The organism is Paraburkholderia sediminicola (assembly GCF_046026895.1).
GTDB classification, from domain to species: domain Bacteria; phylum Pseudomonadota; class Gammaproteobacteria; order Burkholderiales; family Burkholderiaceae; genus Paraburkholderia; species Paraburkholderia sediminicola_C.
Window position 1 is genome coordinate 1 of the sequence record NZ_JAQQEU010000030.1, and the last position, 13,665, is coordinate 13,665.

General features: G+C 59.8%; 12 protein-coding genes. 10 read left to right on the forward strand and 2 right to left on the reverse strand.

Annotated features, from left to right (window positions below; translation table 11 throughout):
* The 5 genes from PQR02_RS21025 to PQR02_RS21045 all read left to right on the forward strand — a co-directional run.
* Window positions 1–926, forward strand: a 926-nt coding sequence (locus PQR02_RS21025) for a hypothetical protein (protein ID WP_408235195.1), incomplete at its 5' end; no start/stop codon positions are given.
* An 11-nt stretch (window positions 927–937) separates the two neighbouring features.
* A complete protein-coding gene (locus PQR02_RS21030; RefSeq protein ID WP_408235198.1) occupies window positions 938–1,459 on the forward strand; it encodes a hypothetical protein in 522 nt (173 codons plus the stop codon).
* Window positions 1,460–1,677: 218 nt separating this feature from the next.
* Entirely contained in the window at window positions 1,678–2,286 is a 609-nt protein-coding gene (locus PQR02_RS21035; RefSeq protein ID WP_408235201.1) for an N-acetylmuramidase domain-containing protein, read from the forward strand.
* Window positions 2,270–2,998: a hypothetical protein gene (locus PQR02_RS21040; RefSeq protein WP_408235204.1), complete on the forward strand. Its 729-nt coding sequence runs from the start codon at window positions 2,270–2,272 to the stop codon at window positions 2,996–2,998. Before PQR02_RS21035 ends, PQR02_RS21040 begins: the two co-directional genes overlap by 17 nt.
* The gene (locus PQR02_RS21045; RefSeq protein ID WP_408235207.1) at window positions 2,958–3,209 is read left to right on the forward strand and encodes a PAAR domain-containing protein; all 252 of its coding nucleotides are present in this window, start codon (window positions 2,958–2,960) and stop codon (window positions 3,207–3,209) included. The genes PQR02_RS21040 and PQR02_RS21045 overlap by 41 nt, the downstream gene beginning before the upstream one ends.
* Window positions 3,210–3,796: 587 nt before the next feature.
* On the opposite strand, the gene PQR02_RS21050 is transcribed toward PQR02_RS21045, so the two are convergent.
* Complete coding sequence (locus tag PQR02_RS21050; RefSeq protein WP_408235210.1) at window positions 3,797–4,522, reverse strand: GntR family transcriptional regulator; 726 nt, start codon at window positions 4,520–4,522, stop codon at window positions 3,797–3,799.
* 163 nt (window positions 4,523–4,685) lie between these two features.
* Here PQR02_RS21050 and PQR02_RS21055 point away from each other — a divergent pair, with 163 nt between their 5' ends.
* From PQR02_RS21055 to PQR02_RS21070, 4 genes are all read left to right on the forward strand, one after another.
* Window positions 4,686–5,906, forward strand: coding sequence for a pyridoxal-phosphate-dependent aminotransferase family protein (locus tag PQR02_RS21055; protein WP_408235213.1), 1,221 nt, complete (start codon window positions 4,686–4,688; stop codon window positions 5,904–5,906).
* A gap of 255 nt (window positions 5,907–6,161) precedes the next feature.
* The gene (locus PQR02_RS21060; RefSeq protein ID WP_408235216.1) at window positions 6,162–7,448 is read left to right on the forward strand and encodes an MFS transporter; all 1,287 of its coding nucleotides are present in this window, start codon (window positions 6,162–6,164) and stop codon (window positions 7,446–7,448) included.
* Window positions 7,449–7,487: 39 nt separating this feature from the next.
* Window positions 7,488–8,237, forward strand: coding sequence for a 2-keto-4-pentenoate hydratase (locus tag PQR02_RS21065; RefSeq protein ID WP_408235219.1), 750 nt, complete (start codon window positions 7,488–7,490; stop codon window positions 8,235–8,237).
* Window positions 8,238–8,285: 48 nt separating this feature from the next.
* Window positions 8,286–11,306 (forward strand): FAD-binding and (Fe-S)-binding domain-containing protein, encoded by a 3,021-nt coding sequence (locus tag PQR02_RS21070; RefSeq protein ID WP_408235222.1) that lies wholly within the window; start codon window positions 8,286–8,288, stop codon window positions 11,304–11,306.
* A gap of 24 nt (window positions 11,307–11,330) precedes the next feature.
* Here PQR02_RS21070 and PQR02_RS21075 read toward each other — a convergent pair whose 3' ends face one another.
* A complete protein-coding gene (locus PQR02_RS21075) occupies window positions 11,331–12,221 on the reverse strand; it encodes an AraC family transcriptional regulator (protein ID WP_408235225.1) in 891 nt (296 codons plus the stop codon).
* Between the two features lie 188 nt (window positions 12,222–12,409).
* Between PQR02_RS21075 and PQR02_RS21080 the strand changes: the two genes are divergently transcribed.
* On the forward strand, window positions 12,410–13,312 hold the full coding sequence (locus PQR02_RS21080) for a DMT family transporter (RefSeq protein WP_408235228.1): 903 nt from the start codon (window positions 12,410–12,412) through the stop codon (window positions 13,310–13,312).
* Window positions 13,313–13,665 lie beyond the last annotated feature (353 nt).

Sequence of the window (13,665 nt, forward strand, 5' to 3'; positions counted from 1 at the left end):
ATAGAAATGAGCGTTTGAAAATTATTGCTGCGGTTGCGATGTGCGAAAGCCGTGCAGACCCATTTGGAGCGATGAATGACGACCAGGAATTCGTAGGGCGAAAAAATGGCAAGCACGGTGCTGAGACCAGCTATTCAAGGATCGTCCATATTGGGCTTTCGTACGGAGTCATCCAGTTCACACAAGACGGCGGCTCTCTGGGCCGAGTCCTTAAGAAATGCAGTGAAAAAAATCATGCAAAGTTCGTCGAGACGTTTGGTGATAATTTTCATCAGCTTTTAACACTGACTAATGCTGGCATAGATGTCCCGGGTGTTAATTATACGTCTGGCCTGGACTATTGGCATAGTATCTCGAAAACAAAGGACGGATTGGATATTTCCGCAAAAGCGTCGGCGAATAGTTTGCCCGTAAATATGGAAATACGCGGGCGGCGGGTTCAGCCGATAGCCGTTACCATCGGCGGGCAGCGGCAGGATATCTGGAAAGGTAAGTGGAAACAGCGGTTTAAAAATGCAGCGCAGGTGGTAGATTTTCAGGAGGCGCAACTCATTTTTGCGGTTGAACATTATCTCAACCCAACGTTGTCGTATTGCAAGGACAACAACGTTCGGTCTGCCTTGGGCATTGCGTTTGCCGTTGCATGTCAGGTTCGCGGGGTCAATCCTTGTTTGTTGTCTGAGGCGGCCAAAAAGAAGGGGCTCAAGGTTCCCTTCGAATCCGAGGCGGATGAGAAGGCGGCAGTAACTGCGGTTTCAAAAGGCGAGATAAAAAACTACTCTGTTATCCACAAAGGCCTAACGAAAATCGTTGATGTGAATGGTGAGGAAATAAAACGTGCAGGTCGCCTGATCAAAGACGAGACAGGCTTTCTCGCGGAGGACTTATATTGGGTTGACTCATATAAAGAAACTTACGATCGCTAATGGATATTTGCATGTCGATGCGAAAAATTGCAGTCATCTTTCTGACCGTCGGGATAACTCCCGTTGCACACGCCTCCACACTTTGTCATGCAGATGAGGTGGCAGTATTTAGCTGCCAGCTTAAAGAAAACAAAAAATTCGTGTCGGTGTGCACGTCCAGGAACATTTCGGATAAGACAGGATTTATGCAGTATCGCTATGGTACGGAAAAAAATGTCGAGCTAAGTTATCCTGACGATAAATTGGACTCGCAATCCAAATTCGGCTATGACTCATATGACAGGCCAGATTTAAGTACGTTTATTCTTGGTTTTGACAATTCCAATTATAGGTATGAAATTTCAGAAACGACCGAGGGCGGAGCCGATGATGGGGTCACGGCCCGAGCACTGCTGGTTACTTCTGAAGTGACAAAGCACACGATTACCCTCAATTGCCTAAATAACCAGAATTTGATCTCACATATCTCCACCCTTGAAGCTGTGGTGCCTTGCGATAAAGAACACGAAATCGTTGATGGAAGCTGCAACTAGGGAAACGCTGATTTATTCAGCTCGGAGGTCATCGCTGGGGTAGCTGAGGACGTTGTAGAAGGCAGCTCACGGAACAGACTCACGATGATGAAGAGGCAGATCGGCTTCGGGCCGTACTAGTCGACAATGGCAAGCCTCAAACGATTACATTGAATGTGCTTGGGTCCAGACTGAATTACCCACATCCCAGTACATTCTCTGAAGAACACTATAAATCTATGGCGATGGAGCTCAACGTCGAGGTCGCCGCTATCAAAGCCATTGTTATGCAAGAGTCGCAGGGGCATCCGTTTTTGGAAAATGGTCTCCCGCCGATACTCTATGAGCGGCGACATTTCTTCGAGCTCGTCGCCAAAAAGCGGGCAAAGGTAGAGCAAAGCCCAAGCGGATTGAAAAGGAAAGGCAGTGGAAACAAACAATCACAGCATCAAAATCCATATCCGGATTTTCCAGATCTTTGCTTCCCGCATGGTGACAACTATGGGCCAGATGGGTTGCATCAATATGAGAAACTGGTTCGAGCAGCAAACCTTGATCTTGAAATATCGTTGATGGCTTGCTCTTGGGGTGGATTTCAGATTTTGGGTGAATATTACTCGTCGGGGTGTGCAACGATTTTCGAGTTTGTTAATAAGTTCATCTCGGGGACGGATGGGCAAGCAGAGATATTTATTGCATTTATGAAAAATATGAAACCTGATGGCGTTAAAGGTCTGCAAGCACGCAATTGGGAAAAAGTCGCGGACTCATATAGCGGTTCAATCTGGCGCACCAAAAATCCAGACTATGCGAGCAACCTTGCAAAGTACTATGATCAATTTAAATAAAATCATCGCTTTCATCGCGACCTCGATACTTCCTATCCCAGTGGCTTATGCTGGGCACGTCATTATTTTTGATAATCCTAATTTAATCGGGTTTCGCAATGGTGAAACTGTTTCCGGATTCTACGATGCGGAAGATCAAAAATTTTCGTGCTTTTTCCTATTCTTTCAAGATAAGAAAGAGCCAAAGGCGGTGAACGTTAATGGATACACCGACATCAAGTTACTTACATTTACCCCAAGTGAAGATTCATTTGAATTCTCGAATAGAAACAGAACCTATGATATCGGTGGAAATTTATATCGCCGCGAGAATGAATGGATAATTCGGACTACGACCGCCCAAGCTGGGTGCGAAAACGCGATGGGAACGTTCACTTTCGATTCCGATGATTTTCGCGCCGCTAGTTACTATGTCGAACAAGAGCTTCCGGCAATCGGTATTCGCCTTATAAAAAACAAGTCTAATTTTTACGATTATCGTGGCGGAAAGTTCGTCGCACGAAAAGGCTATCTGACGAAGTGGAACGGAGTTGTCATCTTGCGGACGCTTGATCAGTTTTCTTTTGTCCGTTCGTCGACCCCCGGGCGAACGTTGAAAATCCAGGTCGAGTCACAACCGGCTGGGTCCGCTCCGCTGACCTCGCAAACCCTTTCCCGCCAACGAGCAAACCATGATCGATCGTATCCGACTCGGAGACGCCACCGACCATGATGGCAGGGTCGAGAGTGCATCGAAGACCATGAGTTATGACGGCGTGCCGGTTGCACGCGAGGGCGACCGGATCAGTTGTCCGAAGCATCCGGAAGTGCAGCCCAATGTGATCGAGGAAGGCGATGGAGATATCACCGACGAAGGCATCCCGGTTGCACGTGCCGGGCATCGCGGCACGTGCGGCTGTCACCTGATTTCGAGTCTTCTGTAACGTGGGGAATGATGCAGACCAATCCTGTTCGCGTTCCCGCTTCAAGTCACCTGAAGTCTATGTGCTTGTCGACTCGGATGCAGTTGGCGGAGCCAAAGCCCTTTCACAGACTGGCCCAGATCAGGTGGACGGCAGGAGCGCTGTCGGTTGCTTCCTGTCATGCTCCAGCCACCTCCCCACAAGTTGACCGTGATGGAACGACTGTAGTCAGGGCCGCGGGAGAACGGTCAACGTGTAAGTTGTTGAAGTCAAACAGGTCAGGTGTCCACAATCTGCAGCTGTGCCGCCGGGGAAAAATGCTCCATAGAACTGTGCCCAAATTATGTGGACAACCAGAAGCTAGCTCGGCCGCAACTTCTATGTGGTCCTTGCCAAACGAGCCCCACAGCATGAAAGACCCTACAACGCCTCGTGCCTACACATGAACCGCAAGCAGATACTGCTGCGGCATCAACCACTTGGCCCGGATATGCGAACGTTGTCCACAGGCTTGCGAACATTTTAGGTGGACAAGTTTTTCACTTCGGCGCGGGCGTTCCGACAACGCCAGCCATCTCGACGCCGAACGCAAAACACCTTTACATGGCTTAAGTCTTCAACGGCGAAGCCGCCGCCGCTTCCTGCGACTGCACCTGCAAAACCGCATCGCGCTTGTCGAGCAGATGCTGCCGGAGAATCGCACTCAGCTTCTTGCCGTCGCGCGCTTCGAGCGCCTTCAGCATCTCATCGTGATCGTGAATCGCACTATCCCACTTGGGAATCTGAAAGTTCGAGCGGAATCTAAGCGCCTGCAAGCGCCGGTTCACCGCGATGTAAGTCTGCCGCAGCGCTGAATTGCGCGCTGCCTCATTGATCTTGTCGTGAATTGCCTGGTTGCGGCTGTAGTACCCAGGCAGATCGTTTTGCGTGCGGCACGCGAGCATGGCGTAATGCAGCGCCTTGATCTCGGCAAGCTCGGCGGCGGTCATGCGCTCCGCCGCCAGTTCACCGGAAAACGCTTCGAGACCGCTCATCAATTCGAAGGTCTCGCGCAACTCCGCCTCGGACATCTTCGACACCGAGGCGCCGCGATTCGGCGAAATCTCGATCAGCCCTTCTGCGGCCAGCACCTTCAGCGCCTCGCGCAGCGGCGTGCGCGAAATCCCGAGCGTTTCGCACAGCTCGCGCTCATTCAGTTTCTTGCCCGGCTCCAGCGCCCCCTCGACGATAAAGCGGCGGATGTGCTCCACCACCGTGTCGTGCAGGCGCTGGCGCTCGACCTTCGGCATCAGCGGGGATGCGGTGAGACCCGCATAGAAATCCGAATTTTGCATACAAAAACCCCTCAATGTCGCATGTACTGGAATTTTATCGGAAGCTGAAAGATTAGTTAATAGTGAGGGTAAACACCGGTCTTGGGGCGCCAGTTTCGCCTTGGAACCCTCCTACTTCGTCTGATATAGTTTTTTGCATGCAAAATTCAAACGGAGGAGCCCAATGCTCAAGCTAGACTTTCATCCCGCTGGACGTCACTTTCTGCAGATTCCCGGTCCGAGTCCGGTGCCCGACCGGATCCTCCGGGCGATGAGCTATCCCACCATCGACCATCGCGGCCCGGAGTTCGGCGAACTGGGTCTGAAGGTGCTCGACGGCATCAAGAAGATCTTCAAGACGCAGCAACCCGTGGTGATTTATCCGGCGTCCGGCACCGGCGCGTGGGAAGCCGCGCTGTCCAACACGCTGAGCCCCGGCGATCAGGTGCTGATGTTCGAGACCGGCCACTTCGCGACGCTGTGGAAAAAGATGGCGGAAAGCCTTGGCCTCAAGCCGGAGTTCCTCGGTTTGCCCGGCATCGAAGGCTGGCGGCGCGGGGTGCAGCCGCAGATGATCGAAGAGCGTCTGCGCGCCGACCCGCAACACGCGATCAAGGCCGTGTGCGTCGTGCACAACGAAACCTCCACCGGCGTCACGTCGGACATCGCCGCCGTGCGTCGCGCGATCGACGCAGCGGGCCATCCGGCGCTGCTGCTGGTCGACACGATCTCAGGCCTCGCATGCGCCGACTATCGCCACGACGAATGGGGCGTCGACGTGACCGTGTCGGGCTCGCAAAAGGGTTTGATGCTGCCGCCGGGCATCAGCTTCAACGCGATCTCGCCGAAAGCGATGGCCGCCAGCAAGCACGCGAAACTGCCGCGCAGCTTCTGGGACTGGAGCGACATCGTCGAGATGAACAAGACCGGCTACTGGCCGTACACGCCGAACACGAACCTGCTCTACGGCCTGCACGAAGCGCTGGAGATGATTCTCGGCGAAGGTCTCGACAACGTCTTCGCCCGTCACGAGCGTCTGGCCGAAGCGACCCGCCGCGCGGTGCGCGCGTGGGGCCTGGAGATCCAGTGCGCGGACCCGGCCGTGTATAGCCCGGTGCTGACCGGCGTGATGACGCCCGACGGCGTCGATGCCGACGCGGTGCGCAAGCTCATCTACGAACGCTTCGACATGTCGCTCGGCACGGGTCTCGGCAAGATGAAAGGCCGCATGTTCCGCATCGGCCATCTGGGCGATTGCAACGATCTGATGCTGCTCGCCACGCTGGCCGGTTGCGAAATGGGTCTGCGTCTCGCGGGCGTGGCGCTCAAGGAAAGCGGCTTGCCTGCCGCTATGGAGTGGTTGAGCCAGCCGACCAAGGCATCGGGTCTGAAAGCCGCGGCCTGAAGCGCGCCGCGCGCAATGGCACGGCGCGGGCCGCGAGCGCCGCGCCGTCAGCCTTGAAAAGAACACGCAATAGATAAGCAATAAGCAGCAGACGGAAAGGGAATGCGGGAGCGCCTCCCTCGAGACCAAAAAAGCCGCGCACAGAACGCGGGCCCAACATCATGCAAGACATCTGCAGCGGCGTGTGCCGCTGCCGGTCAACGACGCAGCGCGCCATCCCCGGCGCGCCGTCGATACATGCAATGGAGAGAGACGATGAAGCGGTTTCGTTTGACCAGTGCACCCAGTATCGTGCTACTGATGCTATGCATCATGTACTTCATCACCTACCTCGACCGCGTGAACGTCAGCACCGCGGCCGCGGGCTTCGGCAAGGAATTCCAGCTCTCGCATACGCAGGTCGGCCTGGTGTTCTCGGCCTTCGCGTATCCGTATCTGATCTTTCAGGTGATAGGCGGCTGGGTGAGCGACCGCTTCGGCGCGAAACGCACGCTGTTGTGGTGCGGCGCGATCTGGGGCGTGGCCACCGTGCTGACCGGTCTCGCCGGGGGCCTCGCGTCCCTGCTGGCCGCGCGCGTGCTGCTCGGCTTCGGCGAGGGCGCCACGTTTCCCGCCGCGACGTCCGCGATGTCGCGCTGGGTCGCGAAGGAAAACCGCGGCTTCGCGCAGGGCATTACGCATGCGGCGTCGCGCGTCGGCAATGCAATCGCGCCCGCGCTGATCGTGCTGGTGATGGCGACCTGGGGCTGGCGCGAATCGTTCTATATCTGCGGTGTGCTCAGCCTGTTGTGGGTCGCCGTGTGGGCGGTCACCTTCACCGAGCATCCGAAGGATCATCCGCGCATCACCACTGAAGAACTCGCGGTGCTGCCCACGCCGAAGCCGAAAGCGGCCGGCGTACCGTGGAGCAAACTGTTTCGCCGCATGGCGCCGGTCACGGTCGTGTACTTCTGTTACGGCTGGACGCTGTGGCTGTTCCTCAGCTGGATTCCACTCTACTTCCTGCGCAACCATCATCTGCAATTGCAGAAGTCGGCGATCTTCGCATCGGTGGTGTTCTTCGCCGGCGTGCTCGGCGATACGCTCGGCGGCATCGTGACAGACTGGATCTTCAAGCGCACCGGCAGCCTGAAACGCGCGCGCAGCTGGATGGTGTCCGTCTGCATGTTGTTCTGCCTGCTCTCGCTGATTCCGCTGATGTTCACGCACAACCTGTATCTGTCGATTGCGTGTCTCGCGTCGGGCTTCTTCTTCGCCGAAATGACGATCGGCCCGATGTGGGCGATCCCGATGGACATCGCGCCGGAATTCGCCGGCACCGCGAGCGGAATGATGAACACCGGCTCGGCGCTGGCCGCGATCATCTCGCCGGTGGTCGGCGGGTTTCTGATCGACTACTTCGGCAACTGGGATTTGCCGTTCGTCGGCAGCATCCTGTTGATGGGCGTCGGCGTGGTGCTCGCGTTCCGCATGCAGCCCGAAAGCAGGTTCACGCTCGATGCTGCGGACAACACGCACGTCCCCACCCGCATGGGCGTGTAAGCGCAATCCACTGTTCACTCACTGTTCGCGATTAAAGACATGACCTCATTACTCAGCCGGCGCCTTGCCGACGCACGCCGCGATCGCGTCACACTCGACACGTTGCCGCCGGAGCAGATTCCCGCCGACGCCAGCGCGGCTTATGCGATCCAGCACGAGATTCTGAGCGCGTCCGGCGCGCGGATCGGCGGCTGGAAGATCGGCGCGAAGTCCGCGAGCGGCCCGATCCAGGGCGCGCCGTTGCCCGATGTCGACCTGCACGCAGACGGCGCGCGTTTGTCGCGGGAAGGCTTCGCGCCGCTCGGGCTCGAACTGGAAGTCGCGTTTCGCTTCGGCCGCCGCTTCGAGCCGTCCGCCACGCCTTACAGCGAGGACGAAGTGAAGGCGGGCATCGGTTCGATCGGTGCGACCATCGAAGTCGTCGCGAGCCGCTATGCCGCGTGGCCCGACATCGACAAGCTCGCGCAGCTCGCGGACTTGCAGAATCACGGCGCGCTGATCGTTGGCGAGTTCATCCCGTATCGCGAGGACTTTCCGTTCGTCGCGCCGTCCCTGCATTTCAGTTTCGACGGACGCGAGGTGGTCGAAACCGCGCCCGCGAATCCTGCCGGCGATCCGCGGCGCTTACTGACGTGGCTCGTCAATCACGCGAGTTCGCGCGGTATCGCGGTGACGCCGGAGATGGTCGTGACCGCGGGCTCGTACACCGGGATGTTTTTTCCGCGCAAGGCGGGCACGGCAAGCGGGCACATCGAAGGACTCGCGCCGGTCAGCGTTACGTTGTACTGAGCGCTGCGCCTGCTTTTCAGCTCCTCAGCGTTCCCACAAGCCGACCATATGACGAACCCCACTTCCGCTTTACTCGTCAAGCCGATTCATCTGGTTCCTTCTGCCGCGCGGCTCGCGAGTCCGCTCGCACAGCATCTGCGCAAGTCGCTGCGCGGCGACGTGCTGTTCGATGCGGCGAGCCGCGGCCGTTACGCAACCGACGCGTCGATCTATCAGATCATGCCGGTCGGCGTGGTGGTGCCGCGCGATCAGGACGACCTGCGCATCGCGCTGGAGATCGCCCGCAGTGAGAAAGTGCCGCTGCTCGCGCGCGGCGCGGGCACCAGCCAATGCGGTCAGACAGTCGGCGAAGCGTTGGTGATCGACACGAGCAAGTGGCTGAACAACATCGTCGCGTTCGATGCCGAAGCACGCACCGTGACGGTCGAGCCCGGCGTCGTGCTGGACCATCTGAACGCGTGGCTCAAGCCGCACGGGCTGTGGTTTCCGGTGGACGTGTCGACGGCGGCGCAGTGCACGATCGGCGGGATGGCCGGCAACAACTCGTGCGGCTCGCGCTCGATCGAATACGGCAACATGGTGCACAACGTCGAGGCGATCGACGCGATTCTCGCCGACGGCAGCGAAGCGCGCTTCGCGTCGCTGCGCGAGACGCCACAAGGCGCGCGCCTGCAGCAGATTCTCGACGGCGTGACGCGCATCGCGCAACGCGAGCGCGATGAAATCGTCGCGCGTGTGCCGAAGGTCTTGCGGCGCGTGGCGGGCTACAACATCGACCTGTTCGATTGCCAGAACCCGCGCGCTTATACGGACGACGGCATCGCGAATCTCGCGCATTTGCTGGTCGGCTCGGAAGGCACGCTCGCGTTCAGCAGGCAGTTGACGCTGAAGCTCGCGCCGCTGCCCGTGCATAAAACGCTCGGCGTGGTCAACTTCCCGACGTTCCGGCAATCGATGGAACTGACGCAGCACATCGTCAAGCTGAAGCCGGCGGCGGTGGAACTGGTCGATCGCACGATGATCGATCTGGCGATGAGCAATCCCGCGTTTCGTCCGGTGATCGGCCGCGCGCTGGTCGGCGAGCCGCAAGCGATCCTGCTGGTGGAGTTCGCGGGCGAGGACCGCGACGCGCAGCTCGCCTCGCTCAGGCAGCTCACGGAACTGATGGCCGACCTCGGCTTGCCTGGTTCGGTCGTCGAGATGACGGAGGCGAACGAGCAGAAAGCGTTGTGGGAAGTCCGCAAAGCCGGGCTCAACATCATGATGAGCATGAAGGGCGACGGCAAGCCGGTCTCCTTCATCGAAGATTGCGCGGTGCCGCTCGAGCATCTGGCCGACTACACGAGCCGTCTGACCGAGGTGTTTCATCGGCACGGGACCGAGGGCACCTGGTACGCACATGCGAGCGTCGGCACGCTGCACGTGCGCCCGATTCTCGACATGCGGCGCGACGGCGCGGTGAAGATGCGCGCGATCGCCGACGAAGCAGCCGCGCTCGTGCGCGAATACAAGGGCGCGTATTCGGGCGAACACGGCGACGGACTGTGCCGCGGCGAATGGGTCGCGTGGCAATACGGGCCGCGGCTGAACCAGGCGTTCAGCGAGATCAAGGCGCTGTTCGATCCTGACAATCGCTTCAATCCCGACAAGATGGTGCGTCCGCCGAAGATGGACGACGCGCGGAATTTCCGCTTTGCACCGGGCTACAAGGCGCATCGCATCGATACGGCGCTCGACTGGTCGGCATGGAACGTCGAGCGCGATCCGCTGACCGGACAGGAGACGTTGCCGGGCAGCGGCAACGATCTGTCCGGTGGTCTCGCGAAGGCCGTGGAGATGTGCAACAACAACGGCCACTGCCGCAAATTCGACGCGGGCACGATGTGTCCGAGCTATCGCGTGACGAAAGACGAGCAGCACGTCACGCGTGGCCGCGCGAACACCTTGCGTCTCGCGATTTCCGGTCAGCTCGGCGAAGCGGGTCTCGCGAGCGACGACGTCAAGGACACGCTCGATCTATGCGTGTCGTGCAAGGGGTGCAAGCGCGATTGCCCGACCGGCATCGACATGGCGAAGTTCAAGATCGAGGCGCGGGCGGCGCGCGTCAAGCGGCACGGCCTGCGTCTGCGTGACCGGCTGGTCGCGTTCATGCCGCGCTATGCCGCCGCCGCGAGCCGCATGCCGGGTCTGATGGCGCTGGCCGATAACGTGCCGGTGCTATCGGCGTGGTTCAAGCGGTCCGTGGGCTTCGCGCCCGAGCGGCGTTTGCCGCGCTTCAGGAAGTCGTTTCTGTCGGGCGCGGTGCCTCGCAAAGCGGCTCCAGGCGGCGCGTTGAAAGAAGTGCTGCTGTTCGTCGACACGTTCAACAACAACATGGAGCCGGATAACGCGCGCGCCGCGCAGCAGGTGCTGGAGGCCGCCGGCTACACGGTGCACTTCAACGTGCGCCAGGGCGAGCGCCCAGTTTGCTGCGGCCGCACGTTCCTCGCGGCGGGTCTGGTCGATGAAGCGAAGGAGGAAGCGCGGCGCATGCTCGATCTGTTCAAGCCGTTCGTCGAGCGGGGCGTGCCGATAATCGGGTTGGAGCCGTCGTGTCTGCTGTCGTTGCGCGACGAGTTTCTGCACTATGGCTTCGGCGAAGAAGCGCAGCAGCTTTCGCAGCACGCGTTTCTGTTCGAGGAGTTTCTGGTGCGCGAGGACAAGGCCGGCCGCTTGCAGCTTGCGCTGAAGCCGTTGGCCGCGCGAGAGGCGCTGGTGCATGGCCATTGCCATCAGAAGGCGTTCGACGCGTTCACGCCCGTGCAGACCGTGCTGAAGTGGATTCCCGAGCTGAAGGTATCGACGGTGGAATCGTCTTGCTGCGGAATGGCCGGCAGCTTCGGCTACGAAGCCGAGCACTACGCGACTTCGCAGGCAATGGCGGAACTGTCGCTACTGCCGGCGGTGCGCAAGATCGACGGCAATACGGTGATGGTCGCCGACGGCACCAGTTGCCGGCATCAGATCCACGATGGCGCGGGTGTCGACGCGATCCACGTGGCGCGCGTGCTGGCGATGGCGTTGCAGTAATCGCGCTGGCTACGCCAGCCGCGCTCAAACGCCAACTACCTGCCGGAACACCGTGGGCGCCACGCCGACGCCCTCGCGAAAGCGATGGCTGAAATGGCTGGCGTTCGCATAGCCGCATTGTTCGGCGACTTGCGCGAGCGACAGCGCCGACGTGCGCAGCAGGGTGCGCGCGCGGTCGAGCCGTTGCTGCGCGATCCACGCGGCGGGCGGCAGGCCGAACGACTCGCGGAACATGCGCGCAAGATGAAACTCCGACAACGCCGCGACGCTGGCCAGTTCGCCGAGCGTGAGCGGCTGCGCAAGATGGCTTTCGATGTAATCGCGCAGACGCCGCCGCGTCGCCACCGACAAACCGCCTTTGAGCGACACGTCGGTGCGCCGCACGCCCTGCGCGCGCAGCAGCAGGCTCAGCACTTCGTGCGCGGTTTCGTTGGTGCGCAGCAGACCGTCGGGCCTCCGCCACTCTTCGTTGACGAGCGTTTGGCACAAGCTGGCCATGCGGGCGTCTTCGAAATAGGTGCGATCCGCGAGCGTCAATTCGCGCGGTTCGCGGTCGAGTTCCTGCACGGCGCGCTGCGTGAAGTGTTCGGGCAGGAAGTACAGATGCATGAAGTGCATGTAGCCGCGCACCCACCAGCGCGATTCGTGTTCGCCAGGCAGCGCGCACAGCCGCGACGGCGCGCCATAGTGGCCTGGCATTTTCTGACGCTCGGTGCGATAGCCGCCATCCAGATAGCACGACAGCGTGTGATGGCCGGGCCGATCGTAGACGGTCTCGGTTTCTTTCGTGTCGCGTGTCCATAGCGCGATCGCGAGCCCGTCGCCGAGCCATGCGAAGCGGTCCAGATGCGCGTCCGCGCTGCTCAGCGTGTGACACACCGACTGAAGGCCGAACGGCGTGTCGATAGCGGGCATCACGGGGACGGGCGGGCTGGCGTTCACGGCAAATGGGCAAACGGGTTTCGATGACTGGATAAGCACGAGTATACGTGCGCGCCTGTGCGGCGGATCGTCGGCGCGAAAAAGTGCGCAAGCCTGGACAAGTGTGGCGGCTCGCGCGGCCGCATAGTGGAGGTTCCGTATCTGCTGCCGTAACCTCGACTATGAATCTTTTGCTTTATGTGACCACGGTTCTGATCTGGGGCACCACGTGGCTCGCGATCAAATGGCAACTCGGCACGGTGCCGCCGCCGGTGTCGATTGCGTGGCGCTTCTGGATCGCGGCGCTGTTGCTGTTCGCGCTGCTGCGCATCATGCGCCGGCCGATCTGGCCACCGCGCGCCGCGTGGCGCTTTCTGTTCGCGCAAGGCTTCACGCTCTTCTGCCTGAACTTTCTATGCTTTTACTACGCCGAGCAGACGGTGCCGAGCGGGCTGGTGGCCGTGGTGTTTTCCATCGCGCCGCTGCTGAACTCGATCAACGGACGCTTCTTCATGGGCCGGCCGCTGCAACCCACGGCGATTGCCGGCGCATTGCTGGGACTCGTCGGCATTTTGTGCCTGTTCGTCCAGCAGATGGCGGGACACCTCGGCGATCGCACTGAGCTGATCGGACTCGGAATCGCGTTTCTCGGCACCTTGTGTTTCTCGACCGGCAGCCTGTTGTCGAGCAGGATGCAGTCGATGGGCTTGCACCCGTTTGCCACCAATAGCTGGGCGATGCTGATCGGCGCCAGCATCCTGACGCTCGGCAGCCTTGTGGCGGGCTTTTCGTTCGCGGTCGAGCCGTCCGTGCGTTATCTCGGCGCGCTCGCATATCTCGCGGTGTTCGGCTCGGTGATCGGCTTTACCGCGTATCTGATGCTCGTCGGCCGCATGGGCCCCGAACGGGCCGCGTATTGCACGGTGCTGTTTCCAATCGTGGCGCTGGCGGCGTCGACGGTATTCGAAGGTTACCGGTGGTCCGCGTTGGCGGTGGTCGGACTGTCGCTGGTAGTCGCCGGCAACCTGGTGGCGTTCGATTTGACGCGGCGGATTTTTACGCGGCGAACCGTGGCGAGATCGTGATGCAGCACATCAGCGCCGGCATCGCCTGACGCGACACGCGACCACGAAGAATCGTATGCGACGGCCGCTACGGCGGCCGTTTCAGGTGAGGGTTTCCGGGAGCCGCCCGCGCGCAGAAAACTAAAAGGGTGAGAGTTTCCGGGAGCCGATTTTCCCGCCCGCAGACTGCCCGGCTGCCCATAAATTAACCACATGGGTAGACGAACGCGCTGTCCGCCCGTATAATCGCCGCTTCCTAACCGCGAAATCGCAGCCAGATAGGCTAAGTTAGAAGGGGTTGAATGCAAATGAGTGCCACCTTGCATCCAGCCCATCGCCTGTAAAAGACCTGCATTCCGAGGGGCTCCCAAACC